Raw genomic sequence first — 23,897 nt, 5'->3', positions numbered from 1 at the left:
GCCTGCCGGGCGTGACGGGTCCTCCGGGAGGAGGACCGGTCCGGCCGGCCGGCCGCCGAGCCCGGCTCATGGTCGGAGGCGGGGAATCGCCACCAGGCAGGAGTCGTCCGGACCGGCGCGTCACTAGCGTCGAGGCATGCGATCTGATCTTGGCGTCTTCCTGAGGGCGGCCGCGAGCAGGCCCCTGGTGATCGGCGCTTTCGCCCCCACGTCGGAGCTGCTGGCCGCGCAGCTCGTCGAGGTGGTGCCGAAGCGGGGCGCGCCGACCGTGCTGGAGCTGGGGCCCGGGACCGGCGCGATCAGCGGGCTGATCCGGTCCCGGCTGCCGTCCCGGGCGCGGTTCGTGGCGGTGGAGACCGACCGCGCGATGGTCGACCATCTGGCGCAGACCCGTCCGTGGCTGGAGGTGCTGCACATGGACGCCGCCGACCTGGGGTCACGCATCGGCGCGGGCGAGGTGGACGCCGTGGTGAGCGCGCTGCCGTGGACGCTCATCCCGGAACCGGCCCAGGAGCGCATCCTCGATGCGGTCTCGCGCGTCCTGGCGCCCGGCGGCAGCTTCACCACGATCGCCTACCTGACCGGCACGCGGTCCGGCCCGGGCAGGCGGTTCCGCGGACGGCTGGACGCCGCCTTCGACGAGGTGCTGACGACCAGAACCGTCTGGCGCAACCTGCCGCCCGCGCGTACGTACGTCTGCCGGCGCCCGGCCGTGGCGGCGGCGCCGGGGCAGAAGTGACACCCCCCAGAGGCCGTCACGCGTGGCTGGCCACGCGGCCCTCGCCGGCGCTCATCTCGGGCCAGAACTCCCGGTACCGGCCGGAGTGGAAGACGAGCGGCTCGCCCCCGGCCCGCTGGTAACGTTCCACCGCCCCGACGAGGATGTGGTGGTCGCCGCCGTCATGGACGCGCTCGGTGCGGCAGACGAAGCTGGCCAGCGCCCCGGCGAGTATCGGCAGCGGCGTGCCGAGCAGCTCCACCCCGGCGAACTTGTCGGCCGCGGGGGTGGCGAAGCGCCTGGACAGGTCGCCCTGGTCGGCGGCCAGGACGTTGACGGCGAACCGCCCGGCCCGCAGGAAGAGCGGCGCGCTGGGCGCCCGGTTCGACAGGCACCACAGCAGCAGCGCCGGATCGAGCGAGACCGAGGTGAGGGAGTTGACGGTCACGCCGGCCCGCTCCCCGTCGGCGGTCACCGTGGTGATCACCGCGACCCCGGTCGCGAACTGCCCGAAGGCCTCGCGGAGCGACCTCATGCCGTCACCCTGCCCAGATAGGTCTCGGCACGGCCGGCGTCCATGAACCACTCGGCGTAGTCGGCCGGGTCGTCGAAGCCGTTGACGAACCGGGAGGCGATCTCCGGGCGCCGGCCGGCGGCGCCCAGCAGCGCCAGGTGGTGGGGCTCGGCCGGCGCGAGCAGGGCGTTGGTCCAGTTGGTGACGTGCTGGGCCTGCGCCCAGAACAGGTCGAAGGTCTGCCGCATCCAGTCGGCGTCGAACGGCTGCCCGCCGCGTTCCACGATGGCCCGCAGGTAGGTGGCGGCGCACTTGGCGGCGTTGTTGCTGCCCTGCCCGGTGATCGGGTCGTTGAGCACCACGACGTCGGCGACGCCGAGCACCGGCGCGCCGGAGGGCAGCACGGCCACCGGCTGCCGGACGGTGGGGGCGAAGCGGCCGGTCAGCACCGCGTTGGCGTCGGTGAGCTCGATCCCGGCGCAGCGCTCGGCCTCCCACGGGAAGAAGGTCTCCAGGATCCGGCGGCTGCGGGCCAGGTGCTCGGCGGGGCCGCGGACGTCGCCCCAGCAGTCCATGGGGCCGTCCGGCACGCCCTCGAACACCATGATCTCGCAGGGGCCGGTGTGCGTGAGCGCGGGGAAGACGAAGTACTCGCCCACGCCGGGCAGCAGGTTGAAGCAGACCGCCGAGTGATCGGGACGGGGGGCGAGGCCGTTGACGTAGGTGACGGCCAGCGCGCGCTGCGGGGTGGTGTAGGGGGAGCGGGCGGGGTCCCGTTCGAAGAGCGAGGCGATCTGGCCCTTGCCCGCGGCGACCAGGACCAGGTCGTACCGGGCCGCGTAGCTCTCCAGGTCATCGGGGGTGGCGTCGTGCAGGACGAGCTTGCCGCCGAGCCGCTCGAACTCGCCCAGCCAGGCCGGCATCTTCAGCCGCTGGTCGACCGAGCGGGCCGGGACGTCCAGCCGCGCCGCCCAGTCGAGGGCCTTGCCGCCCTCCGGGCTCGGGACCGTGAGCGCGATGCCCTCGATGGGCGGGCAGACGTCGGCCCACCAGTCGAGGCCGAGCTCGCGCTCGTGGGCCTGCGCGGTGCCGAACATGGCCTGGCCGGACATCACCCGGCCGTCGCGGATGGACTCGGGGGTGCGGTTGGAGACCACGGTCACGTCGTAGCCGTGCTGGAGCAGGCCGATGGCCAGGTGGAGACCGGCCTGGCCGGCGCCGACGATGAGGATGTCACGCATGGTGGTGTCCTTCTGGTGTGGTGTGGAGGATCTGATCGGCGCCTGACAAGAACGGTACGGGCGGCGTGTGCGCCCGTGCCATCCGCTGAGCGCGGATCTCATCCGCCTGACGCGGGACCTCTGCGCAACGTCTCCGACGGCGGCTGCCCGTACCTCTCGCGGTACTGGGCGGCGAATCGTCCCTGGTGCAGGAATCCCCATCGGGCGGCCACCGTGGTCACCGTGGCCCTGGCCGGGTCGGCCGTCCTGAGCTCGTCGTGCACGCGCGTCAGCCGGACCTGCCTGAGGTGGGCCATCGGGGACAGCCCGAGATGCGCGCGGAAGCCCTCCTGGAGGGAGCGGCTGCTGACCGCGACGGCGCCGGCGATGTCCGTGGTGCTCAGCGGGAGGTGGGCGTGCCCTTCGATGAACTCCATCGCCCGGCGCACCACCTTCGGCAGCGCGGGCGGCCTGGGAGCGGTCAGTCGTTTCAGGTAGTTGGAGGGCTGCATGGTCAGCAGCAGGGTGATCAGGGCGTTCTCCAGATGGGCGATGGCCAGCGGGTGGCCGGCCAGCCCGTCGTCCCGTTCGGCCTCCCTGACCAGCAGGTCGGCCATGTCGCGCCAGGAACGGGTCCAGCCCGTCGTCAGGTCCATGCCGAGGTCGAAGATGACCGGGCCGTCGAGCGGCTCGCCGAGCATCTGCTCCAGCGAGCGTTCGATCGCCGAGCGCTCGAACTTGACCAGCAACTGCGGGCAGCCGGCGGCCCAGCGCATGTCGAGGTGGCGAGTGGGCGAGGGCAGCGAGGCCAGCAACGGGGTGGAGACGATCTCCTCGTCGCCGGCGCGGATCAGGCTGCGTCCGGCGAGCGGGATCATGACCAGGAAGAACGTGTCGAGGTCGCCCGGCTCGATGTGCACGTCGGCCCCGTAGTCGAGGTAGCTCACGCGGACCGAGCCGAGCTGCACGGAGTTGAACCGGGCCGACAGCAGGTTCGCGTCCCCGGCCAGGTCCAGCCGGTGCGGGCAGAACACCTTGGCGACCTCGCCGCGGACCTCGTCGAGGTCGGAGCTGGCGAAGACGGCACGGTTGCTGAGGAGCACACCAGATGATCGGGCGTCCCGCCCTCGGCGTTCCATGTAAAAGTACGCACAAGAGATCCGGGCGGCGGTGTCGGATCGCGGCGGCGGCGTTCGTAGCAGGGGTGAGGCCGCCCGCGAGGGGCGGCGCCACAGGCGGAGGAAGCGCGACCATGAAGCTGACGACCATGACCCAGGTCACCGTCGACGGAGTGATGCAGGGCAACGGCGGCGCGTCGGAGGAGGACCGCGGGAACGGGTTCGAGCGCGGCGGATGGGCCCTGGGCAGGGGTGACGACGAGACCACGACGTTCATCAACCAGACCTACGGGCGCGCCGACGCGTTCCTGTTCGGGCGGCGCACCTACGAGCTGTTCGCCGGCTCGTGGGGGTCGTTGACGGCCCGGGACGTCCCCGGCTGGGAGACCGTCCTGGGCGCGCTGAACATGCGGCCCAAGTACGTGGCGTCGGCCACGCTCACCGATCCGGCATGGGCGGGCACCACCGTCCTGCCCGGCGACCTCAGGACCGCCGTCAGGGCACTGAAGGCAGAGCCGGGGGGTGAGGTGCAGGTGCACGGCAGTGGCACGCTGGTCCGGTGGCTGCTGGCGAACGACCTGGTCGACGAGCTGACCCTGATCGTCGTTCCGGTGGTTCTCGGCCAGGGCGCGCGGTTGTTCCCGGACGCCGGCCCCGATCTCGCGCTCGACCTGGTCGAGTCGCGGGTCGACACCAAGGGCGTGACGATCCAGGTCTACCGACCGGCCGGGCGCCCGCGGTACGCCACGGCCTGAGTGACGCCCGCCGCCCTGACTCCACAGGAGACGATCTTCACATGCGATACCTGAGTTCCGTGATCGACCACAGCACCGACTCGGCCACCGTCATCGACAACCGGGGCGCGGAGGCGATGGTCACCGACGGGCCCTTTCTGGAGTCCAAGGAGTACCTCGCCGGCTTCTGGATCATCGAGGCCCCCGACCTCGACGTGGCGCTCCGGCTCGCCGCCGACGGGGCGAAGCACCGCAACCGCAGGGTCGAGGTGGGACCGTTCCTGTGAACGACGCCCGCGAGGTGGTCATCCGGGCCCACCGTGAGGAGTGGGCCCGGGTCGTCGCCGCCCTGACCAGGCGCTTCGGTGACCTCGACATCGCCGAGGAGGCGGCCGCCGAGGCGTTCGCGACCGCCGTCGAACGGTGGCCGGCCGACGGCGTTCCGCCCAATCCGGGCGCCTGGCTGACCACCACCGCCAACCGCAAGGCCATCGACCGGATCCGGCGCGAGAACAAGCGTGACGACAAGCACAGGAAGGCTCAGATGTCCTACGACGACCTGCCCGGGCCTGCCGGCGCCATCGACGACGACCGGCTCCGGCTGATCTTCACCTGCTGTCATCCGGCGCTGGCGATGGAGGCCCGCGTGGCGCTGACGCTGCGCCTGGTCGCCGGCCTGACCATGCCCGAGATCGCCCGCGCCTTCCTGGCGCAGGAGAGTGCCGTGGGGCAGCGGATCACCCGCGCGAAGGCCAAGATCAAGGCGGCGCGCATCCCTTATCGGGTGCCGTCCGCCGAAGATCTCCCGGCGCGTGTCTCCGGCGTGCTCGCCGTCCTGTTCCTGGTATTCAACGAGGGCTACCTGGCCACCGGCCCCGGCACCGATCCCGTACGGCACGAGCTGACCGCCGAGGCGATCCGGCTCACCCGCCTGATCCGTGCCCTCCTGCCGGACGACGGCGAGGTGACCGGGCTGCTGGCGCTGATGCTGCTGATCGAGGCCCGCCGCCCCGCCCGCGTCTCGGCCGGCGGCGAACTGGTCGCGCTCGACGAGCAGGACCGCGGGGCCTGGGACGTGGCGCTGATCGCCGAGGGCCACCGGCTGGTGCGCGAGCGCCTGGCCGCGGCCGCCGCCGGGGCGGCGCCGGGCCGCTACCAGATCCTCGCGGCGATCAACGCCGTGCACACCTCCGCCCGCGACATGCGCGACACCGACTGGTCGCAGGTCCTCGCCCTCTACGACCAGCTCGTCCGCCTCGACCCCTCGCCGATCGTCGCGCTCAACCGGGCCGTCGCGGTCGCCGAGCTCGACGGGCCGGAGGTGGCACTGGCGGCCGTCGACCGTCTCGGGCACAGGTTGGCCGGCTACCACGCCTACCACGCCACCCGCGCCGACCTGCTGCGCCGGCTGGACCGCGATCAGGAGGCGCGCGCCGCCTACGACAAGGCCATCGAACTGGCCGGCAACACCGCCGAGACCGCCTCCCTGACCCGCCGCCGCGACCGGCCGCGGTCGCGATGATCAGGTGGCCTTGCCGCGGGCGATGTAGAGCTTCATGTCGGTGAAGTCGAGGGTGAGGTTGTAGGGCTTGAAGAAGCAGTGGGCGAAGTGGGCGATCCCGTCGAAGCCCGTCCCGTAGGGCCAGGGCACGTTGACCGGCATGTTCGGGTCCGCCTCGCAGTAGACCCGCTCGGCGACGGCGCCGCCGAGCCGGATCTCCTCCGGATAGCAGGGGTGGGTGATGGTCGGGTGGCTGTGGGCGAACGTCTCGATCGGGCGGTCGTGGTCGATCCGGACCCCCAGGCGTTTGGCCACCTCTCCGGGCATGCCCGCGGCGACCTCGCCGACCCCGCCGAGGTTCACGCCCACCACCCGCGGGCCGGACCCCGCGATGCTGCCCAGGCTGTGCACGTCGTGGTCACGGGCCAGCCACATCGGCAGCGGCTCGGCGCCCGCCCGCGCGGCGGCGGCGCGTGCCTTCCTGGCCGTCTCGGGGGTGCGGCGGCGCAGGATCAGGTGCCGGCCCGCGTAGTCGAACGTGGTCAGCAGGTGGTAGAAGAGCCACGTGCCGATCAGGCCGTCGCCGTCGGTGCCGACGTCCGCGCCCGATTCCGTCGACGACCAGCCGACGGGGACGTTGCGCACTTCGATGCCGCCCAGCCTGAAGGAGTCCAGCACCCCGTAGTACACCCAGATGGGCGTGCCCTCGAAGTCGGTCTTCTGACTGACGACGGCCTTCAGCCCGGCCTCCTTGGCCGCCGACGCGGTCAGGCTCAGGTTCGGGGCGCCGGTGTAGAACGTGAAGCGCTTCGCCGGTCCGCCGTTGACCGAGGCCTCCACCAGCGGCCGCGGGTCCATCTGCAGGAACCGCGCCCGGCCGACGTCGCCCTTGATCTGGTACGGATCCCCGCTGATCGCCGCGAACCATTTGGCGTAGTCCTCCGCGCCGGCCGCCTGCCAGCACGGAACGGAGAGGGCGAACTTGTCCTGCCGGATGTAGCAGTCGCCCAGGAGCTCGTTGGCCTCCTTGTCCGCGGGCGCCAGGCGGACGGCCGTCTTGAGGTACTTCTCGGCTTCGGGGAACCGGTTGGACAGCAGCCCGACATGGCCGCGCCGGCGGGCCGCGTGCAGGTTCCCGGGGTCCTTCTTCAGGATCTCCTCGTACGCGCGGCCGGCCTGCTCGAACTCCCCGGCCTTGAACAGCGCGTCGGCGTCGCCGCCGTCGGCCAGCGCCGTGGCCGCCCCGTCCAGCAGCGGCGCCGTCGCGGCGGCGCCGGCCAGCGCGGCGGCCCCCCGGAACAACGAACGCCGGTCCCATCTCCCGTCATCGGCCGAAGCCTTCTCCCTTTCCATGCCTCCAGTGAAGGGGGACGGCTGTTGCCGTGATGTATGCGTTTTTCGATACACCCGCGATACGCGAGATCGCCGGCGGCCGCGCTTTCATGTCAGAAACCGCGTGGATCGTGCTGTGCTGTCTTGCCACAATCGTCCGATGCGTTTGTGGACGGTGCAGCACCGGGCGGTCCTGGTCACGCTGGAGACCGACGGCGAACTGGCCGGCGACTGGGCCCGCCTGTCGATCCCGTCGTACCGGCAGATCTACGAGGAGATGGTGACGGAGATGGCCAGGCGCGGCCTCGACTGCCGGGGCCGTCCGCCGGTGTGGGCGTGGCCCGGCCCGGACACCCGCGACGACACGGTGGCCGTGACGGCCGAGGCCCTCCTCTGCCCGCAGACCGACGAGGAGTACGCCCGCTACGTCGTCCTGGACCTGGACGTGCCGGACGACATGGTCCTGCTCAGCTCGTACGGACGCTGGAACGACTTCATGGAGGCGGTCCTCCTCGGCGGCGGCCCGGCCACCATGGACTGGACGATCGGCGAGGAGGAGATCGCCGGTGTGCAGGCGTGCCTGCCGCACGTGCCGGCCCGGTGCGTGCTCGGCGCCCGCCCTCTGGAGCCGTTCGACGGCTCCTGACCGGGACGGAACGGCCCGCTGCCGCCGGTCAGATCACCAGGCCGCCGGAGACCCGCAGGTTCTGGCCCGTGATCCATTGGGAGTCGGGCCCGGCCAGGAAGGCGACGACGTTGGCGATGTCCTCGGGGCGTCCGAGCCGTTGCAGCGGCGTCAGGGCCACGGTGTGCTCGATGGCCTGCTCCAGATGCTCACCGGCGGCGGCGCGCATCATGTCCGTGTCGGTGGCGCCGGGGGAGACGCTGTTGACCGTGATGCCCCTGGGGCCGAACTCGCGGGCGGCGACCGCGGTGATCGACTCCAGCGCCGCCTTGCTGGCGAAGTACAGGGCCAGGCCCGGCGCCGCGCCGGTGGAGGAGATGTTGACGATCCGGCCGCCCTCGCCGAGCCTTTCCGCGGCGGCCTGCATGACGAAGAACGGCCCCTTGGTGTTGACCGCCATCACCTCGTCGAAGTCGCTCTCGACTGCGTCGCGGATGTCCCCCATGGGATTGATCGCCGCGTTGTTGACCACCACGTCCAGGCCGTCCAGGCAGCGGTCGACCTCGCCGAAGAGGTGCTTGAGGTCTTCCATGCGTCCCTGGTCCGCCCGTACGGCGATCGCCCGCCCGCCGAAGGCCGCCACCTCGGCCACCACCGCCTCTGCCGCCGCCTGGTCGCGGTGGTAGGTGAACAGCACCGCCGCGCCCTCACGGGCCAGCCGCACCACGATCGCCCGCCCGATACCCCGCGACCCGCCGGTCACCAGTGCGTTCTTGTTCTCCAGCGTCCCCATGTCGACTCCCTTGCCGTCGGCCGCTCCTCTGTCCGGAGCGACTCGCAGCTGAGTCGGAGCGGGGGCGCCGGTCTCGACGTCCGTGCCGAAGAAAATCACGACATGCTCGGCCGGACGGCGCGCGCGAGGAGCGGGAGGGTGCCCGTGGCGCTGACGACGATGCGGGCGTGCCAGAGTCCGGCGGTGCTCTCCACGGCGAGGCGGTTGCCGGGGGCGGCCATGACGCGACTCCTTGATTCGATATCAGTCGAAATTATAGATCGCCGCAGAAGGTGTGGATCTCGGTGACTATCGTTGCGGGAACCGGCACCCTCGCCGTTACCGTCTGCGCAGCGGTCGGCGACCTCATCGCCGATCCCTGTCGAACGGAGCATCCGTGATGAACGTCGATGTGATCGTCGTCGGAGCCGGGCCGACCGGGCTCATGCTCGCCGCAGAGCTGGGCCTCGCAGGGGTGGAGGCCGTGGTCGTCGAACGGCTTCCCCGGCGCAGCGGGCAGTCCAAGGCGCTCGGCATCCAGCCCCGCTCCGCGGAGGCGCTCGAGTTACGAGGTCTGCTCGAACGCCTCATGGACCGGGCGATCCAGCGGGTGCCCGGCGGGCATTTCGCGGGGCTTCGACTGGATTACACCGCCTGGGACACCCGGCATCCGTACTCGATCGGCATCCCCCAAGGGCGCGTCGAGGCCCTGCTGGAGGAGCGGCTCGGCGAGCTGGGCGTGCGGGTCCTGCGCGGGCACGAGGTGACCGCGCTGTCGCAGGACGCCGACGGGGTCGAGGCGACCCTGCGCGGGCCCGCGGGCGGGGGATCGCGGCTCACGGCGCGTTACCTGGTGGGCTGCGACGGCGGCCGCAGCACCGTCCGCGAGCTGCTGGGCGTCGGCTTTCCCGGCCTGGACGGCAAGCTGCTCTCGGTGGTCGCCGACATCACGATCGCCGACCCGGACGGCGCCGTGCCGGAGACCTGGACCCTGCCCGTCATGACGCCCGACAAGACCGGCAAGGGCTACATCGCGCCCATCGGCGACGGCGTCCACCGGTTCCTGTTCTACGGGGCCGAGCAGCAGGCGCTGTCCCGCGACACCCCGATCACCGAGGAGGAGGTGCAGCGGGCGCTGCACAACGAGTTCGGCCCGGGGGTCCGGCTGACGGGCGTTCGCTGGGCGTCCCGGTTCACCGACGCCTCGCGGCAGGTCGAACGGTACCGCCATGGCCGGATCCTGCTCGCCGGGGACGCCGCGCACATCCACTCGCCCATGGGCGGGCAGGGACTCAACCTCGGGCTGCAGGACGCGGTCAACCTGGGCTGGAAGCTGGCGGCCGAGATCGGCGGGTGGGCGCACGAGGGGCTGCTCGACACCTACCACTCCGAACGGCATCCGGTCGCCGCGCGCGTCCTGGCCAACACCCGCGCGCAGGCCGTCCTGATCGTGCCGGAGGAGGAGAACGTGGCCCTGCGCGACATCGTCGAGCAGCTCGTCCGGGTGCCCGAGGCCAACCGGATCGTCGCCGGAATGATCTCAGGGCTGGACATCCGCTACGACCTGCCCGGCCGGCGCCACCACCTGCTGGGACGCCACGTCCCCGATCTCGACCTGGTGACGGCGTCCGGGCCCGGCCGGGTGGCCCGGCTGCTGCGCGACGGCCGCGGCCTGCTGCTGACGACCGCCGACGAGGCCGCGTTCGCCCGGGCCGCCGAGCCGTGGTCGGCCAGGATCGGCCGGGTGCACGTGCAGGCGGAGCTCGGGGCGGACGCCGTCCTGGTACGGCCCGACGGTTATGTCTGCTGGGCCGGTTCGGTCACCGACGTCTCGGGCCTCACCGACGCCCTGACGCGGTGGGCGGGCGCGCCCGTCCGCATGGGGTGACGCTCACCGTCTGCGTGCGATGACGACCACCGGCACGATGGCCAGCGCCAGGACGCCGCCGCCGACGGCGAGGAGAGGGAAACCGGCGACGGCGACGACGAGACCCGAGGCCATGCCGCCGACGGCGCCGGCGATCGCGATGGACACGTCGACCCAGCCCTGTGTCCTGGCACGGGTGGCCAGGGGGACGGCGTCGGTGATGATCGCGGTACCGGTGACGAGGCCGAGGTTCCAGCCCAGCCCCAGCAGCGCCAGGGCCACCGCGTAGGCGGCGACGGAGTCGTCGGGGGCGATGGCGGCGAGCGTACCGGCGGCCAGCAGGACCAGCCCGGAGGCGGCGGCGACCGCGAGCGGGCCGTGACGGTCGACGAGCCGGCCGGTCAGGGGCGAGGGCAGGTACATCGCGCCGATGTGGATCGCGATGACCAGGCCGGACGCGGCGGCGCCGGACCCGCTGTCGTGCATGTGGACGGGCGTCATGGTCATGATCGCGACCATGACGACCTGGGTGAGCACCATGACCAGCGCGCCGACCGCCACGCCGGGGCGGCGCCGAGCGACGGACGGCCGGGTCCGGCTGCCGACGTCGTCCGGCTGTGCGTGCGGGGTGGCTGCGGGGTCGGCCTCCAGGGCGCGGGCCAGCAGGAGTGGGTCGGGACGCAGCCAGACGGCCAGGACCAGGGCGGCCAGCGCGTACGCGACCCCGGCGAGCAGGAACGGCCCCGCCAGGTACGGGACGCCGAGGACGGCCGCGAGGCTGCCGGTGGGCGCGGCGAGGTTGGGTCCCGCCACGCCACCCAGGGTGGTGGCGACCAGCACGGTGGACACGGCGCCCGCCCGGCGTGCGGGGGCGGCCAGGTCGGCTCCGGCGTAGCGGGCCTGGAGGTTCGTGGCGGTGCCGGCGCCGTACAGGAAGAGTGAGAGGAACAGCAGGACGGGGTCGCCGGCGACGGCGGCGGCGATGACGCCGCCGCTGCCGACGGCGCCGGCGAGATACCCCAGGGCGAGGCCGGGGCGGCGGCCGCGGGCCTGGGAGACGCGCCCGACGGCGACGGCCGCCAGGGCGGAGCCGGCGGTGCCCACGGCGCTGGGCAGCCCGGCGAGGCCGGTGGAGCCGAGCATGTCCTGGGCGAGCAGGGCGCCGACGGTCACGCCGGCCGCCAGCCCGACGCCGCTGAGGACCTGGGCGATGACCAGGACGATCAGGGAGTGGCGCTGCGCCTCGACGCGCGGGACGTCGGATGTCCGGACGGGCACATTGGTCGTCACGAGAGAGTTCTTTCGAGAGGGGTTGCCGTCGACGGCGTTGGCTCCGGCCCGGACGGCTGCCCGGGCCGCACGCGTGGTCAGGCTCGGTCGCCCAGGTCCAGGCGGTCGAGCAGGCCGGCGGCGGTGAAGGCGGCCACCAGCTCGTCGCGGCCCTCGGTGAAGTGGGCCCAGCTGTCGTAGTGCACGGGAACCACCCGGCGGGCGCCGAGGATCCCGGCCGCCTCCACGGCCTGCGCGCTGTCGAGAACGATCAGCCGCCCGTCGAACAGGACGGAGAACCGGGGCCCACCGGCGAAGAGCACGGCGGTGTCCACCGGGCCGAACCGGTCGGCGATCTGCCGGACCGCGTCCAGCGAGGCGTTGTCGCCGCTGACGTAGACCGTGGGCAGGCCCTCCCCGGTCAGGACGAACCCGACGACCTGGCCGGTGATCGGTTCGACCTCCTCGCGCGGGCCGGGGCCGTGCACGGCGGGCACACCGGTGACGGTGATCGTGCCGCCGTCGCGGCGGTCCAGCTCGACCGACTCCCAGTCGGCCAGGCCCTTGGCGCCGCCGTCCAGGCGCTGCCCGCCCCCGGGCGTGGTGAGCGTGAGCGGGACGTCGGCCAGCAGCGCGCGGCCCGCATGGTCCAGGTTGTCGGGGTGCTCGTCGTGGGAGAGCAGGACCACGTCGATGCGGCCGAGGTCGGCGGGCGTGGCGGACGGGGGAGCCGTCTTGGTCAGCCGGCCGCCCGGCACGTCGTAGTCGCCGGGGGCGTCGAAGGTCGGGTCGGTCAGGAATCGCAGGCCACCGTACTCGAAGAGGGCGGTGGGACCGCCCAGGACGCGGACGGGGATCTGCTCGATGGGCGCGCCGAAACTGGCCATGCGCAATACCTCACGGATGGGAAGTGGTTTATCCGTGATGACGGTAACGGTGTCTCACGGACGAGCGCAAGCCGTACCATGAGACACATGAGCGAGACGCCGACCGCCGAGTCCGTGCTGCCGCCCGCGCCGGGGGCGGCGGACCACCTCGCCCTCGACTTCGTCAACAGCGCCATCGCGCTGCCCGGAGGGCAGTTCATCGACCTCCTCGGCACCCCGGCGGCGACGAATCGCTGGCTCACCGAACGCGGCCTCGCGCCGGCCGACGCCGGGGTGCAGGAGATGTGCGCGACGCAGCTGCGCTCGCTGCGCGAGCACGTCAGGGCGCTGTTCAGCGCGCATGTCGCGGGGCTGCCCGTCCTGCCCACGGCCCTGTCCGCCGTCAACGACGCGCTGAGCAAGGCCCCCACCGCCGCCCTGCTGTACTGGGACGAGAAGAACGGCCCCTACCGCGCGACGCCGTGCCCCACCAACGAGATCCTCGACCGCGCTCTCGCGACCCTGGCCGCCGACACGGCCGACCTGCTCACCGGCCCCGACGCCGAACGCCTCACCAGCTGCGGATCTCCGCCCTGCAACCGCTACCTGCTGCGGCACGGCCGCCGCCACTGGTGCTCCACGCGATGCGGCGACCGCGCCCGCGCCGCCCGCGCCTACGCCCGGCGCACCCAGCCGGCTCCTGGCTGACCGTCCCGCGCCGGTGTGGCGCACGTCACGTTTCCATCTGTCACAGGACGCGGGTCTCCGGCATCTCTTGGTCGAACCACCGAGAAGCAAGGAGCACATCATGGAAACCCGCCTGAACCTCTTCGGCAGCCCGGTCGTCGCCAAGGCCATGGGGCACTACGGCGCTGTGGCCCCGGTGCTCATCCAGGAGTCGGCGTTGCCCGCCACGACCCAGAACCTGGTGATGCTGCGCGCGAGCCAGATCAACGGCGACGGCTACGCCACCGACGTCCACGGCAAGAACGCCGCGCACGCCGGCGAGACCAGCACCCGCCTGAACCTGGTCGCCACGTGGCGCGAGTCGACGGTGTTCACCGACGCCGAGCGCGCCGCCCTGGAGCTGACCGAGCAGGGCACCCGCATCGCCGACGGCGCCGGCGGCGTCACCGACGAGGCCTGGGCGAACGCCGCCGAGCACTACGACGACGACCAGCTCGCCGCCCTGGTGGCGTTCATCGCGCTCATCAACGCCACCAACCGCTTCGCCGTCATCAACCGGCAGCGCGGCGGCGCCTACCAGCCCGCCGCCCGGTGAACGACCCCCACGACACACAGCCCGCGAAGTGAGGACCCCCGTCATGGAACGTCTCGACCTGCTGACCAACGAACTCGGCGCCAAGATCGCGAAGCGCGTCTACAACGTCGCCGTGCTGATCGAGAAGTCGCCGCTGCCCAAGACCGTCCAGGACCTGGTGATGCTGCGTGCCAGCCAGATCAACGGCTGCGGCTTCTGCGTCGACTACCACACCAAGGACGCCGCGGCCGCCGGTGAGAGCGCCACCCGCGTCCACCTGGTCGCCGCCTGGCGTGAGTCGACGGTGTTCACCGAGGCAGAGCGGGCCGCGTTGGCGCTGGCCGAGGAGGGCACCCGGATCGCCGACGGCCACCACGGCGTGTCGGACGAGACCTGGGCCGAGGTGCGCAGGCACTACGACGACGACCAGACCGTCGCGCTGGTCTCCCTGGTCGCCATGATCAACGCGAACAACCGGCTCAACGTGATCGTGCGCAAGCCCGGCGGTTCCTACGAGCCCGGCATGTTCGCCGGGATGGCGGACTGATCGACACCCTCCACCTGAGCTGACACAGGTGACACCGCGTCCGTCACCGCAGGCCGGGTTCAGTCCGCGGGGACGGCTTGGCCGACGGGGGCGATCGCGCTGTCGAGGAGGAGGGCCACGGCGTCGGCGAGGACGTCCGCGGGTCGCCTTCGGTGAGCAGCCGCACCAGGCCGGCGTCCCGGGTGGCGAGGCGGCGGGGCTGTCACTCGACCGACACCGGCCGCCGGCGGTGCGGTCGCGTCAGGCGACCGCGGTCCCCTCCAGCTCGACCATCAACGTGGGGATCGCCAGCCGGGTCACGCCGAGCATCGTGGTGGCCGGCGCCGCCCCGGCGGCCCCGAGCCGCGCCGCCAGCACGCCGTAGTGCTGGAAGAGCAGATCCACGTCCGTGGTGTACACGTTGAGCCGGACGAGGCTCGCCAAGGACATGCCGGCCTTCCCGAGGACGGCCTCCAGGTTGTCGAGGCTCAACGCCAGCTGCGCCGCCATGTCACCGTCGTGCCGGGGCGTGCCGTCGTCGCCCATCGCGGTCTGCCCGGAGCAGTACAGGGTGCGGGTCTGCCCGGAGACCAGCTCGCCCTGGTTGAACCCCATCTCGACCGACCAGGTGACCGGGTTGATCGCCGTTCGTTCCAATGTCACGTCCGCTCCGTTCGATGTCACGTTCTTCGACGTCATGGTGATCAGCCTCCCAACGAATCACGACATCCTGTGTCGTGTATCTCGGTAGGGTTTTCGCATGCGTGCCGACCGGCTGGTCTCCCTGGTGCTGCTGCTGCGGCAGCACGGACGGCTGTCCGCGACCACCCTCGCCCGCGAGCTGGAGGTGTCCACCCGCACGGTGCTGCGCGACATCGAGGCGCTGTCCGCGGCGGGCGTCCCGGTCTACGCCGAACGCGGCCGGCACGGCGGTTTCGCGTTGTTGCCCGGCTTCCGGACCGAGCTCACCGGCCTCAACCCCGACGAGGCGCTCGCCCTGCTGGTCGCCGGATCGCGGCGCGGCGCGCAGGCGTTCGGCCTCGGCTCGGCGCTCGCCTCCGCGATGCTCAAGGTGGTCGACGCGCTCCCCGAGAGCTACCGGGACACCGCGGCCGGCGCGGCCGAGCGGCTGCTCATCGACCCGGAGACCGACCTGCTGTCCCGCCGGCCGGCCGCCGAGGAGGTTCCCGACGCCGTGGCAGCCGAGGTCCTGCGCGCGGTCTTCGCCGGACGCAAGCTGGAGATCCACTACGCGCCCTTCGGCGGGGCACCGGAGTGGCGGACGGTCGACCCGATCGGCCTGGTCACCATCCGCGACCGCGGCTACCTGCTGGCCACGAGGTCCGGGGCCGACCGTACCTACCGGCTGTCGCGCGTCCAGGCCGCCAGGGCGCTCCCCGAACCCGCGCAGCGGCCCGACCGGGTCGACCTGGGCCGGGCCTGGCAGGAACGCAGCACCCGGTTCCGCAGCGGCGGCGACCAGGTCACCGTGCTGGTGCGGATGGCTCCCAGGCGGCGGGAGGAGCTGCTGGGCACCGCGCTGGCCGTCCTCGCCGAGGAGGCCGACGCCGACGGCCTGCTGCGGATGGAGGTGACCTTCCAGGACGACCGGCACGCCGTCTGGGCGTTGTGGCAGCTCGGCACGGACGCCGAGGCCCTGGCCCCGCAGTGGTTGCGCGACTCCCTGCACGCCCGCGCGACCGCGCTCGCCGCCCGCTACCAGGCGCCGTCCGCCTGTCGCCAGGAGCCTGCGTGAAAACCTGTTGGCGGCCCGCGGCGGCCGCTGCTAGTTTGCCGGTGGCCGTGCAGGAGATCGAGGAGGTGGTACCCCTGGCAACAACAACGACATGGGTGCTCCCCTTGGGGGTCACGGTCGGCGACTGAGGCAGGTGTCGCCGGGAGCGCCGCGCCAGCAGGCACTCCCGAAAGGCAACAACCATGCATTCTCCGCAGTCCACCGCAGCACCCCTCGCCTACGACGTGGTCATCGCCGGGTGCGGGCCGACCGGCGCGATGCTCGCCGCCGAACTGCGGCTGCACGACGTACGGGTCCTCGTCCTGGAGAAGGAGACCGAGCCGAAGTCGTTCGTCCGCATCGTCGGTCTGCACATTCGCAGCCTCGAACTGATGGCGATGCGCGGGCTGCTGGAGCGCGTGCTCCAGCAGGGACGACAGCGTCCGGCCGCCGGTTTCTTCGCCGCCATCGACAAGCCCGCGCCCAAGAGCCTGGATTCCGCGCACGCCTACATGGTGGGCATCCCGCAGCCGGTCATCGAGCGGCTGCTCGAAGAACACGCGCTCGAACTGGGCGCGCACGTCCGGCGCGGTCGCGCGGTGGCCGGTCTCGACCAGGACGACGAGGGCGTGACCGTCGAACTGGCCGACGGGGAACGGGTGCGTGCCCGCTATCTCGTCGGTTGCGACGGCGCGCGCAGCACAGTGCGCAAACTGCTCGGCGTCGGCTTCCCGGGCGAGCCCTCGCGGACCGGGACGCTGATGGGCGAGATGGAGGTGGGCGTACCGCAGGAGGAGATCGCCGCCACGGTGGCCGGGATGCGCGAGAAGCCTCAGCCGTTCTGGCTCCGGCCCTTCGGCCAGGGGATCTACAGCGTCGTCGTGCCCGCCGCCGAGGCCGGCGACCGCGCGGCGCCGCCCACCCTCGACGAGTTCCGGCGACAACTGCGCGCCGTCGCCGGAACCGATTTCGGCGTGCACTCCCCGCGCTGGTTGTCCCGGTTCGGGGACGCCACCCGGCTGGCCGAGCACTACCGGGTCGGGCGGGTGCTGCTGGCCGGCGACGCGGCGCACATCCACCCGCCCATCGGCGGACAGGGCCTGAACCTGGGCGTTCAGGACGCCGTCAACCTCGGCTGGAAACTGGCCGCGCAGATCCGCGGCCGGGCGCCGGACCCGCTCCTGGACACCTACCAGGCCGAGCGCCGGCCGGTCGCGGCGGACGTGCTGGACAACACCCGCGCCCAGGCGGAACTGCTGTCCGCCGAACCGGGGCCGCGGGCCGTGCGCAGGCTGCTCACCGAGCTGATGGACTTCGACGAGGTGAACCGGCACCTGATCGAGAAGATCACCGCGATCGGCGTCCGCTACGACTTCGGTGAGGGTCCCGACCTGCTCGGCCGCCGCCTGCGCGACATCGACGTGAAACAGGGCCGCCTCTACGATCTGCTGCGCCGCGGCCGCGGCCTGCTGCTCGACCGCACGGAACGCCTGACCGCCGGCGGCTGGTCGGACCGGGTCGACCACGTCGCGGATCCCACCGCGGCCCTGGACGTTCCGTGCGTCCTGCTGCGTCCGGACGGCCACGTCGCCTGGATCGGCGACGACCAGCGGGACCTGGACGGCCACCTGTCCCGCTGGTTCGGCAGGCCGGCCGGCTGATGTCCCCCTGAGTCGGATCAGGTGGCGAGGGTGGCCACCGGGGCCACGCCGTAGGTGCGGGCGTAGCCGTTCTCGGTGCCCACGAGCAGGTCCACGACGTCGAAGTAGCGGTCCCAGAAGGGGGTCTCGCGCAGCGCGTCGATCAGCAGCCGGTAGGCGTCGTGGTCGTCGGCCTCCCAGACCCAGATGTCGGTGACCCGAGCCGAGTAGAACTCCGTGTCGTAGAAGCGGGAGCGCACGCCGCGGGTGCGGGCCTCGATCACCGGGACGACCTGGGTGGTGAAGGCGTGCACGCGTTCGGCCACGGTCATCGCCAGCCACTCGGGCGTGGTCTTGACCAGCATGAACGCGGTGACCGGCGGTTCGGTCCGGTCAGCGGGCATCGGCTGCCTCCGGCGTGCCGAGGACGGCGGGCCTGAGCGTGCGCGCGCACCACTGCGCGAATCCGGTGGCCTGTGCGGCCTGCGGCGCGCGGTGGACGCCCGCGTCCAGGCCCTCGTCCTTGGCGCGCTTCATCTCGACGACGGCCTCGACGAACGCCTCGTCGAGGCCGTGGCCGAGCAGGGCCGACCGCAGTTCGCCGAACGGCTGACGCCGGTAGCGGACCGGACGGCCCAGCTCCTCGGTCATGATGCGGGCCAGGTCGTCGGGCGACAGGTCCTGCGGGCCGAGCACCGGAACACTGCCGACGCCGGTCCAGGAGCGGTCCAGCAGCAGCCCGGCCGCCGTCGCGGCGATGTCGGCGACGGCCACCATCGGGGCCGGACGGTCCGCGGCGGCGGTGTCGGTGAAGACGCCGTCCGCGCGGATCGAGCCGGCCTCCTCCAGCAGGTTCTCGTGGAAGGACGGACAGGCCAGGGCGCGGTAGGCGACGCCGGAGGCGGCGATCAGGTCGTCCATGGCCAGGGAGGCGGTGACCAGCCCGGCCCGGGCGGCCTGCGGGGTGCCGCGGCCGAGCGCCGAGACGCCGACGACATGGCCGACGCCGGAGGCGGCGAACGCCCGTGCGGCCGGTCGGGTGAAGCCGCTGAACCCCTTCTCGGGCGTGACCGAGGCGTCCGGCGGCACCAGCCAGAAGACGGCGTCGGCCCCGGCGAAGGCGCGCTCGACGGTCGCGGCGTCGCCGTGCGAGCCGGTGACCACCTCGACCCGGCCGCGGACGGCGTCGGGGAGCCGGGCGGGGTCGCGGACGACGACGCGCACCTCCTCTCCGCGGGCGGGCGCGGCCTCGACCAGCAGGGACAGCAGCCGCCGGCCGATGTTCCCGGTGGGGGCGGTGATGACAATCATGAGAAACCTCGCGGTTCTTGTCGGATCGGTACAGCGCTTTCATCGTGCAGATCCGGCCCGTATTGCCACAATGGGAACTTCAGCATGCAATCCTTGCCCGAACTGGAATGACGCCGTTGACCAGCACGACCCCGAACCTGGACGCCAACCTCGCCGTCGCCCTCGACGCCCTGCTGGCCGAGCAGAGCGTCACCCGTGCCGCCGCCCGGCTGGGAACGTCACCCGCGGCGATGAGCCGCACCCTGGCCCGGTTGCGCCGGGTGCTGCAGGACCCGCTGCTGGTGCGGGCGGGGCAGGCGATGGTGCCCACGCCCCGCGCCGAGGCGCTGCGGGACGAGGCCGCCGCGGTGGTGCGCCGGCTGGAGGCGTTGCTCACCCCGAGCGGCGGGGTCGATCCGGCCGCGATGCGGCGCACCTTCACCGTCCAGGCGTCGGACCTGGTCGGCGCGGCGCTGGCGCCGGGCCTGCTCGACCTGGCCCGGCGTGGGGCGCCGGGCGTCTCGCTGCGGGTGCTGGCCGAGGAGTGGGAGGCGGGCCCCGCGCTCCGCGAGGGCCGTGTCGACCTGGAGATCGGGGCCATCGACCACGTCGACCCGGAGACCCGGGTCGAGGAGCTGGTCACGCTGCGGATGGCCGCCGGGGTGAGGGACGGGCACCCGCTCGCCGGGCGACCCCTGACGCCCGCCGGGCTGGCCGCCGCCGAGCACGTGGCGGTCAGCCGCCGGGGGCGCTTCACCGGCCCGCTGGACGTGGCCCTCGCCGAGCAGGGGCTCAGCCGGCGGGTCAGCGCCGTCCTGCCCGGACATCTGGCGGCGATGGCGCTGGCCGCGGCCGGTGACGCGGTCTGCCTGGTGCCGGCCGAGCTGCCGGGGGAGCCGCCTTCGCCGCTGGGCGACGCGGCGCGCGCGCTCGGGCTGCGCCTGCTGGAGATCCCGGTGCCGCTGCCGCCGCTGACCATCGGCACGGCCTGGCACCCGCGCCACACCGCCGACGGGGCCCACCGGTGGTTGCGTGACGCCGTGCGCCGGGTACTCCGTCCGGCCGGCGGGGATAGCCATCGGTAGGCCGAAAAAACTTCGCCGGCGGATGTCGAGAACGCTCCGGCGGCTCCGTCCCAGGGGCGGAACACGACGACCCTGGAGGGACGACCATGCGAACGACCGAGATCACCGAGATCATGGACCGGCCGATCAGCCGGGAGCTGCTGGCCCGCGACCTGACCCGGCTGGCGTACGTGGCCAAGGACGGCACGCCGCGCAACGTCCCGATCTCGTTCACCTGGAACGGTTCCCGGATCGTCATGTGCACCACGAAGAACGCCCCCAAGCTCGCGGCCCTGCGCGCGAACCCGATGGTCGCCCTGACGATCGACACCGAGGTGCACCCGCCCAAGATCCTGCTGATCCGCGGCCGGGCCGAACTGGACGTCGTGGACGGCATCCCGGAGGAGTTCCTGCAGATGAACGGCTCGTACGAGATGACGCCCGAGCAGCGGGTCGAGTGGGAGGCCGAGGTCCGCTCGCTCTACGACGGCATGGTCCGCATCGTCGTCACCCCGACGTGGGTGAAGCTGATCGACTTCGAGACGACCCTGCCGAGCGCGGTCGAGGAGCTGATCAGGGAGCGGGCAGAGCGCGAGAGCGCCACGACGCGGTAGACGGGCGGCCCGGGGGGCGCTTTGGCCCCGGGCACAAGGTCTCAGACGCTATTCGTCGTCCACGATGAAGAGGACTGCGGCGGCCTGGCCTAGCGTTCGGTCATGCGCCGCCTCTCCCTCGACGACCTGTACGGCCTGGCCGTACCCGGTGATCCGCAGCTGCGTCCGGACGGCTCCGCCGTCGCCTACACCCTGACGACCGCGGACCGCGAGTCCGATGCCAACGTGACCGAGATCTGGCTGGCCACCCCGGGCGCCGCCCCGCGCAGGCTGGCGACCGGTGCGGCCCCCCGCTGGTCGCCCGACGGCCGCACCCTCGCCTTCCTGCGCCCGGCCGGCGGGCCGCCGCAGATCCACCTGCTGCCCATGGACGGCGGCGAGCCGCGCGTCCTCACCTCGGCGCCGCTCGGCGCCGGCGTGCCCGTCTGGTCGCCCGACGGCACCCGAATCGCCTACGCCGGGCCGGCCGGCGAGGTGGACCCGAACGCGCCGATCGTCATCGACACGCTGGAGTACAAGGCCGACGGCGCCGGGCTGCTGTGCGGCCTGACCACACACCTGTTCGTCGTCGACGTCGAGGACGGCGTCTCGGCACAGGTGACCTCGGGCGACTTCCACGCCGGCGCGCCCGCCTGGGCCCCGGACGGCGACCTGCTGGCCTTCACCGCCGGCCTGGACCCCGACCGCGACCTGGACATCTGCGGCGGCCTCTACCTGGTCGAGCCCAAGCAGGACGGCGCGCTCGAACGCGCGGGCGGCGACGACGTGATCTGCATGGGCGTCTGGTGGCTGGGCGGCCGCTGGATCGTGGCCGGCTACCGCGGCGTGCCCGAGGGCCACACCCGGCTGTTCGCCCTGGAAGGGGATGACTTCGCCGAGATCGAGACCGGCCTCGACCGCAACGTGATGATCGGCGCGCCCGGCTACCCGGGGGCGACGCCCACGCTCAACGGCGACGACCTGCTGTTCTGCGTCCGCGACCGCGGATTCACCCATCTGTACCGGCTGGCGCCCGGCGGTGTCGCCGAGCGCATCGTCGACGCCGACCGGAACGTGGCCGGCGTCAGCGTCGCCGCCGGCCGGGTGGCCTACGTCGCCTCCACGCCGCGCAGCGCCGGTGACGTCTACCTCGACGGCGACGCCCTCACCGACCACGCCCCGGAGGGCGTCGAGCTGTTCCAGGCGCGCAGCCGCACCTTCACCGCCCCCGACGGCACGCCGGTCGAGGCGTTCGTGCTGCGCGACGAGACGCTCACCGAGCCGGGCCCGCTGCTGCTGGACATCCACGGCGGCCCGCACAACGCCTGGGCGCCCGTCTTCGACGGCGTGCACCTCTACCACCAGGCGCTCGCCGCCCAGGGCTGGACCGTGCTGCTGGTGAACCCCCGGGCCAGCGACGGGTACGGCGAGGCGTTCTACACCGCCACGGCCGGTGCCTGGGGCCTCTCGGACGAGGACGACTTCCACACCCCGCTCGACGTCCTGGTCGAGGAGGGCGTCGCCGACCCCGCCCGGCTGGCGGTCACCGGCTACAGCTACGGCGGCTACATGACGTGCTGGCTCACCGGCAGGACCGGGCGCTTCGCCGCGGCCGTCCCCGGTGGGGTCGTGGTCGACCTGCGCAGCATGCTCGGCACCGCCGACCTCGGCTACTTCCTGGCCAAGCACGAGGTCAGGGACGAGTTCGTCGAGCAGTCGCCGATCACGTACGCCGGCGACGTCGTCACCCCGACCCTGATCCTGCACGGCGGGTCGGACGACCGCTGCCCGATCGGCCAGGCCGAGCAGTGGTTCGAGGCGCTGCGCGAGCGCCGGGTGCCGGTCCGCCTGGTCCGGTATCCCGGTGGTTCACACCTTTTTATCCTCAACGGACGGCCTTCACACCGCTTCGACTACAACGAAAGGATCCTCGCGTGGCTGGAACAATGGGTCAGCGTCTCGCCGAACTGATCGAGAAGTACGAGGTCCCGGGCGCGGCGCTCGCCTACCTGCACAACGGGGAGCTGCACGAGTTCGCCGCGGGCGTGCTCAACGTCGACACCGGCGTGGAGGCGACCCCCGACTCCCTGTTCCAGATCGGCTCGGTCTCCAAGGTCTGGACGGCGACCCTGCTCATGCAGCAGGTCGAGCGCGGCCGGCTGACCCTGGACACCCCGGTCGCCGAGCTGCTGCCCGGCTTCCGGGTCGCCGACGCCGAGGTGACCAAGACCGTCACGGTCCGGCACCTGCTGTCGCACACCAGCGGCATCGACGGGGACCTGTTCCTCGACACCGGCCGCGGCGACGACTGCATCCAGAAGTACGTCGAGGCCTGCGCCGACCTGGCGCAGAACCACCCGCTCGGCGCCACCCAGTCCTACTGCAACTCCGGCTTCGTCATCGCCGGGCGCATCCTGGAGGTGCTGGAGGGCAAGACCTGGGACGAGGTGCTGCGCGAGAACATCTGCGAGCCGCTCGGCCTGACCCACACCTGGACGCTGCCGGAGGACGTGCTGCGTTTCCGCGCCGCGCACGGCCACGTCGAGGACGGCAAGGCGGCCCCGGTGTGGGGCCTCATGCGCTCGTGCGGCCCGGCCGGCCTCATCTGCGCCCGTCCGCGGGACGTGGTCGCCTTCGGCCGCGCCCACCTGGAGGGCGGCCTGCTGGACGACCCGCGGGCGATGTGGGAGCCGCAGGTCGACATCCCCAACCCGCACACCCTGGGCAGGCAGTGGGGCATCGGCTGGATCCTCGACGAGTGGTCCGGCCACCGCGTCATCTCGCACGGCGGCAACACCATCGGCCAGCACGCCATGCTCTGGGTCGTGCCCGACACCGGCACCGTCGTGTGCGTGACCACCAACGGCGGCCACAGCGGCGCCCTCACCCACGCCGTGGCCACCGAGCTGTTCGCCGAGCTCGACGGCCTGGCCGTGCCGCCGGTGCTCGGCCCGCCGGAGACCCCCGTGCAGGTGGACGTCGAGCGTTACGCCGGCGTCTACGAGCGGGTCGGCGCGCGCATGACCGCCAGCATGCACGACGGCGCGCTCAGGCTGCGCGTCGAGGCGACGGGCGCGCTCGCCGCCCTGCAGGAGCCGTTCGACCTCGACCTCGTCGCCGTCGACGACGTCACCTTCGTCGGCCGCCGCGAGGGCGACCCCGACTGGGTCTCGGGCGTGTTCTACCAGCTCGACGACGGCTCGCCCTACTTCCACCTCGGCGTCCGCGCCACCCCCAAGATCGCCTGAGGAG

Annotated in this window: 26 protein-coding genes; 15 read left to right on the top strand and 11 right to left on the bottom strand. The window is 72.7% G+C overall.

Going from position 1 to position 23,897, the window contains the following annotated elements; translation table 11 throughout:
• The first annotated feature begins 136 nt into the window (after positions 1-136).
• The gene (locus ABZ444_RS14850; protein WP_357995978.1) at positions 137-739 is read left to right on the top strand and encodes a methyltransferase domain-containing protein; all 603 of its coding nucleotides are present in this window, start codon (positions 137-139) and stop codon (positions 737-739) included.
• A 16-nt stretch (positions 740-755) separates the two neighbouring features.
• Here ABZ444_RS14850 and ABZ444_RS14845 read toward each other — a convergent pair whose 3' ends face one another.
• From ABZ444_RS14845 to ABZ444_RS14835, 3 genes are all read right to left on the bottom strand, one after another.
• Positions 756-1,253 (bottom strand): flavin reductase family protein, encoded by a 498-nt coding sequence (locus tag ABZ444_RS14845; protein ID WP_357995976.1) that lies wholly within the window; start codon positions 1,251-1,253, stop codon positions 756-758.
• Positions 1,250-2,473, bottom strand: a complete 1,224-nt coding sequence (locus ABZ444_RS14840) for a styrene monooxygenase/indole monooxygenase family protein (RefSeq protein ID WP_357995974.1) — start codon at positions 2,471-2,473, stop codon at positions 1,250-1,252. Before ABZ444_RS14840 ends, ABZ444_RS14845 begins: the two co-directional genes overlap by 4 nt.
• Positions 2,474-2,571: 98 nt before the next feature.
• Positions 2,572-3,555, bottom strand: coding sequence for an AraC family transcriptional regulator (locus tag ABZ444_RS14835; RefSeq protein WP_357995971.1), 984 nt, complete (start codon positions 3,553-3,555; stop codon positions 2,572-2,574).
• 149 nt (positions 3,556-3,704) lie between these two features.
• On the opposite strand from ABZ444_RS14835, the gene ABZ444_RS14830 reads away from it, so the two are divergent.
• The 3 genes from ABZ444_RS14830 to ABZ444_RS14820 are packed head-to-tail and all read left to right on the top strand — an operon-like array spanning position 3,705 to position 5,826.
• Positions 3,705-4,325 (top strand): dihydrofolate reductase family protein, encoded by a 621-nt coding sequence (locus ABZ444_RS14830; protein WP_357995969.1) that lies wholly within the window; start codon positions 3,705-3,707, stop codon positions 4,323-4,325.
• A 41-nt stretch (positions 4,326-4,366) separates the two neighbouring features.
• Positions 4,367-4,591, top strand: coding sequence for a YciI family protein (locus tag ABZ444_RS14825; RefSeq protein ID WP_357995966.1), 225 nt, complete (start codon positions 4,367-4,369; stop codon positions 4,589-4,591).
• Positions 4,588-5,826: a DUF6596 domain-containing protein gene (locus tag ABZ444_RS14820; RefSeq protein ID WP_357995963.1), complete on the top strand. Its 1,239-nt coding sequence runs from the start codon at positions 4,588-4,590 to the stop codon at positions 5,824-5,826. Before ABZ444_RS14825 ends, ABZ444_RS14820 begins: the two co-directional genes overlap by 4 nt.
• On the opposite strand, the gene ABZ444_RS14815 is transcribed toward ABZ444_RS14820, so the two are convergent.
• The gene (locus tag ABZ444_RS14815; protein WP_357995960.1) at positions 5,827-7,158 is read right to left on the bottom strand and encodes a tetratricopeptide repeat protein; all 1,332 of its coding nucleotides are present in this window, start codon (positions 7,156-7,158) and stop codon (positions 5,827-5,829) included.
• A 139-nt stretch (positions 7,159-7,297) separates the two neighbouring features.
• On the opposite strand from ABZ444_RS14815, the gene ABZ444_RS14810 reads away from it, so the two are divergent.
• Complete coding sequence (locus ABZ444_RS14810) at positions 7,298-7,783, top strand: hypothetical protein (protein WP_357995957.1); 486 nt, start codon at positions 7,298-7,300, stop codon at positions 7,781-7,783.
• A gap of 28 nt (positions 7,784-7,811) precedes the next feature.
• On the opposite strand, the gene ABZ444_RS14805 is transcribed toward ABZ444_RS14810, so the two are convergent.
• Both ABZ444_RS14805 and ABZ444_RS14800 read right to left on the bottom strand, forming a co-directional pair.
• On the bottom strand, positions 7,812-8,555 hold the full coding sequence (locus ABZ444_RS14805) for a glucose 1-dehydrogenase (RefSeq protein ID WP_357995954.1): 744 nt from the start codon (positions 8,553-8,555) through the stop codon (positions 7,812-7,814).
• A 95-nt stretch (positions 8,556-8,650) separates the two neighbouring features.
• A complete protein-coding gene (locus tag ABZ444_RS14800) occupies positions 8,651-8,776 on the bottom strand; it encodes a hypothetical protein (protein WP_357995951.1) in 126 nt (41 codons plus the stop codon).
• 158 nt (positions 8,777-8,934) lie between these two features.
• Between ABZ444_RS14800 and ABZ444_RS14795 the strand changes: the two genes are divergently transcribed.
• The gene (locus tag ABZ444_RS14795; RefSeq protein ID WP_357995948.1) at positions 8,935-10,422 is read left to right on the top strand and encodes an FAD-dependent monooxygenase; all 1,488 of its coding nucleotides are present in this window, start codon (positions 8,935-8,937) and stop codon (positions 10,420-10,422) included.
• Between the two features lie 3 nt (positions 10,423-10,425).
• Here the strand turns inward: ABZ444_RS14795 and ABZ444_RS14790 are convergent, their stop codons facing one another.
• Both ABZ444_RS14790 and ABZ444_RS14785 read right to left on the bottom strand, forming a co-directional pair.
• A complete protein-coding gene (locus ABZ444_RS14790; RefSeq protein WP_357995946.1) occupies positions 10,426-11,691 on the bottom strand; it encodes an MFS transporter in 1,266 nt (421 codons plus the stop codon).
• A gap of 77 nt (positions 11,692-11,768) precedes the next feature.
• On the bottom strand, positions 11,769-12,557 hold the full coding sequence (locus tag ABZ444_RS14785; RefSeq protein WP_357995942.1) for an MBL fold metallo-hydrolase: 789 nt from the start codon (positions 12,555-12,557) through the stop codon (positions 11,769-11,771).
• A gap of 87 nt (positions 12,558-12,644) precedes the next feature.
• On the opposite strand from ABZ444_RS14785, the gene ABZ444_RS14780 reads away from it, so the two are divergent.
• The 3 genes from ABZ444_RS14780 (at position 12,645) to ABZ444_RS14770 (ending at position 14,344) form a co-directional block, all read left to right on the top strand.
• Positions 12,645-13,244 (top strand): CGNR zinc finger domain-containing protein, encoded by a 600-nt coding sequence (locus ABZ444_RS14780; protein WP_357995939.1) that lies wholly within the window; start codon positions 12,645-12,647, stop codon positions 13,242-13,244.
• A gap of 100 nt (positions 13,245-13,344) precedes the next feature.
• Positions 13,345-13,818: a carboxymuconolactone decarboxylase family protein gene (locus tag ABZ444_RS14775; RefSeq protein WP_357995937.1), complete on the top strand. Its 474-nt coding sequence runs from the start codon at positions 13,345-13,347 to the stop codon at positions 13,816-13,818.
• Positions 13,819-13,861: 43 nt separating this feature from the next.
• The gene (locus ABZ444_RS14770; protein WP_357995934.1) at positions 13,862-14,344 is read left to right on the top strand and encodes a carboxymuconolactone decarboxylase family protein; all 483 of its coding nucleotides are present in this window, start codon (positions 13,862-13,864) and stop codon (positions 14,342-14,344) included.
• A 240-nt stretch (positions 14,345-14,584) separates the two neighbouring features.
• On the opposite strand, the gene ABZ444_RS14765 is transcribed toward ABZ444_RS14770, so the two are convergent.
• A complete protein-coding gene (locus tag ABZ444_RS14765) occupies positions 14,585-14,980 on the bottom strand; it encodes a RidA family protein (RefSeq protein ID WP_357996224.1) in 396 nt (131 codons plus the stop codon).
• 103 nt (positions 14,981-15,083) lie between these two features.
• Between ABZ444_RS14765 and ABZ444_RS14760 the strand changes: the two genes are divergently transcribed.
• Positions 15,084-16,079: a WYL domain-containing protein gene (locus ABZ444_RS14760; RefSeq protein WP_357995931.1), complete on the top strand. Its 996-nt coding sequence runs from the start codon at positions 15,084-15,086 to the stop codon at positions 16,077-16,079.
• Positions 16,080-16,261: 182 nt separating this feature from the next.
• Positions 16,262-17,719, top strand: coding sequence for a rifampin monooxygenase (gene rox / locus ABZ444_RS14755; RefSeq protein WP_357995928.1), 1,458 nt, complete (start codon positions 16,262-16,264; stop codon positions 17,717-17,719).
• Between the two features lie 17 nt (positions 17,720-17,736).
• On the opposite strand, the gene ABZ444_RS14750 is transcribed toward rox, so the two are convergent.
• Both ABZ444_RS14750 and ABZ444_RS14745 read right to left on the bottom strand, forming a co-directional pair.
• Positions 17,737-18,102: a darcynin family protein gene (locus ABZ444_RS14750; RefSeq protein WP_357995925.1), complete on the bottom strand. Its 366-nt coding sequence runs from the start codon at positions 18,100-18,102 to the stop codon at positions 17,737-17,739.
• Complete coding sequence (locus tag ABZ444_RS14745; RefSeq protein ID WP_357995922.1) at positions 18,092-19,009, bottom strand: NAD(P)H-binding protein; 918 nt, start codon at positions 19,007-19,009, stop codon at positions 18,092-18,094. The genes ABZ444_RS14750 and ABZ444_RS14745 overlap by 11 nt, the downstream gene beginning before the upstream one ends.
• A 116-nt stretch (positions 19,010-19,125) precedes the next feature.
• On the opposite strand from ABZ444_RS14745, the gene ABZ444_RS14740 reads away from it, so the two are divergent.
• From ABZ444_RS14740 to ABZ444_RS14725, 4 genes are all read left to right on the top strand, one after another.
• Complete coding sequence (locus ABZ444_RS14740; RefSeq protein ID WP_357995919.1) at positions 19,126-20,073, top strand: LysR family transcriptional regulator; 948 nt, start codon at positions 19,126-19,128, stop codon at positions 20,071-20,073.
• An 86-nt stretch (positions 20,074-20,159) separates the two neighbouring features.
• On the top strand, positions 20,160-20,666 hold the full coding sequence (locus ABZ444_RS14735) for a pyridoxamine 5'-phosphate oxidase family protein (RefSeq protein WP_357995916.1): 507 nt from the start codon (positions 20,160-20,162) through the stop codon (positions 20,664-20,666).
• 102 nt (positions 20,667-20,768) lie between these two features.
• A complete protein-coding gene (locus ABZ444_RS14730; RefSeq protein ID WP_357995914.1) occupies positions 20,769-22,616 on the top strand; it encodes a S9 family peptidase in 1,848 nt (615 codons plus the stop codon).
• Entirely contained in the window at positions 22,580-23,893 is a 1,314-nt protein-coding gene (locus ABZ444_RS14725; protein WP_357995911.1) for a serine hydrolase domain-containing protein, read from the top strand. Before ABZ444_RS14730 ends, ABZ444_RS14725 begins: the two co-directional genes overlap by 37 nt.
• Positions 23,894-23,897 lie beyond the last annotated feature (4 nt).

Source organism: Nonomuraea sp. NPDC005730 (assembly GCF_040630865.1).
Taxonomy (GTDB): Bacteria; Actinomycetota; Actinomycetes; order Streptosporangiales; family Streptosporangiaceae; genus Nonomuraea.
The sequence above is the reverse complement of the archived record's forward strand: the minus strand, read 5'-3'. Positions and strand labels throughout refer to the sequence as shown.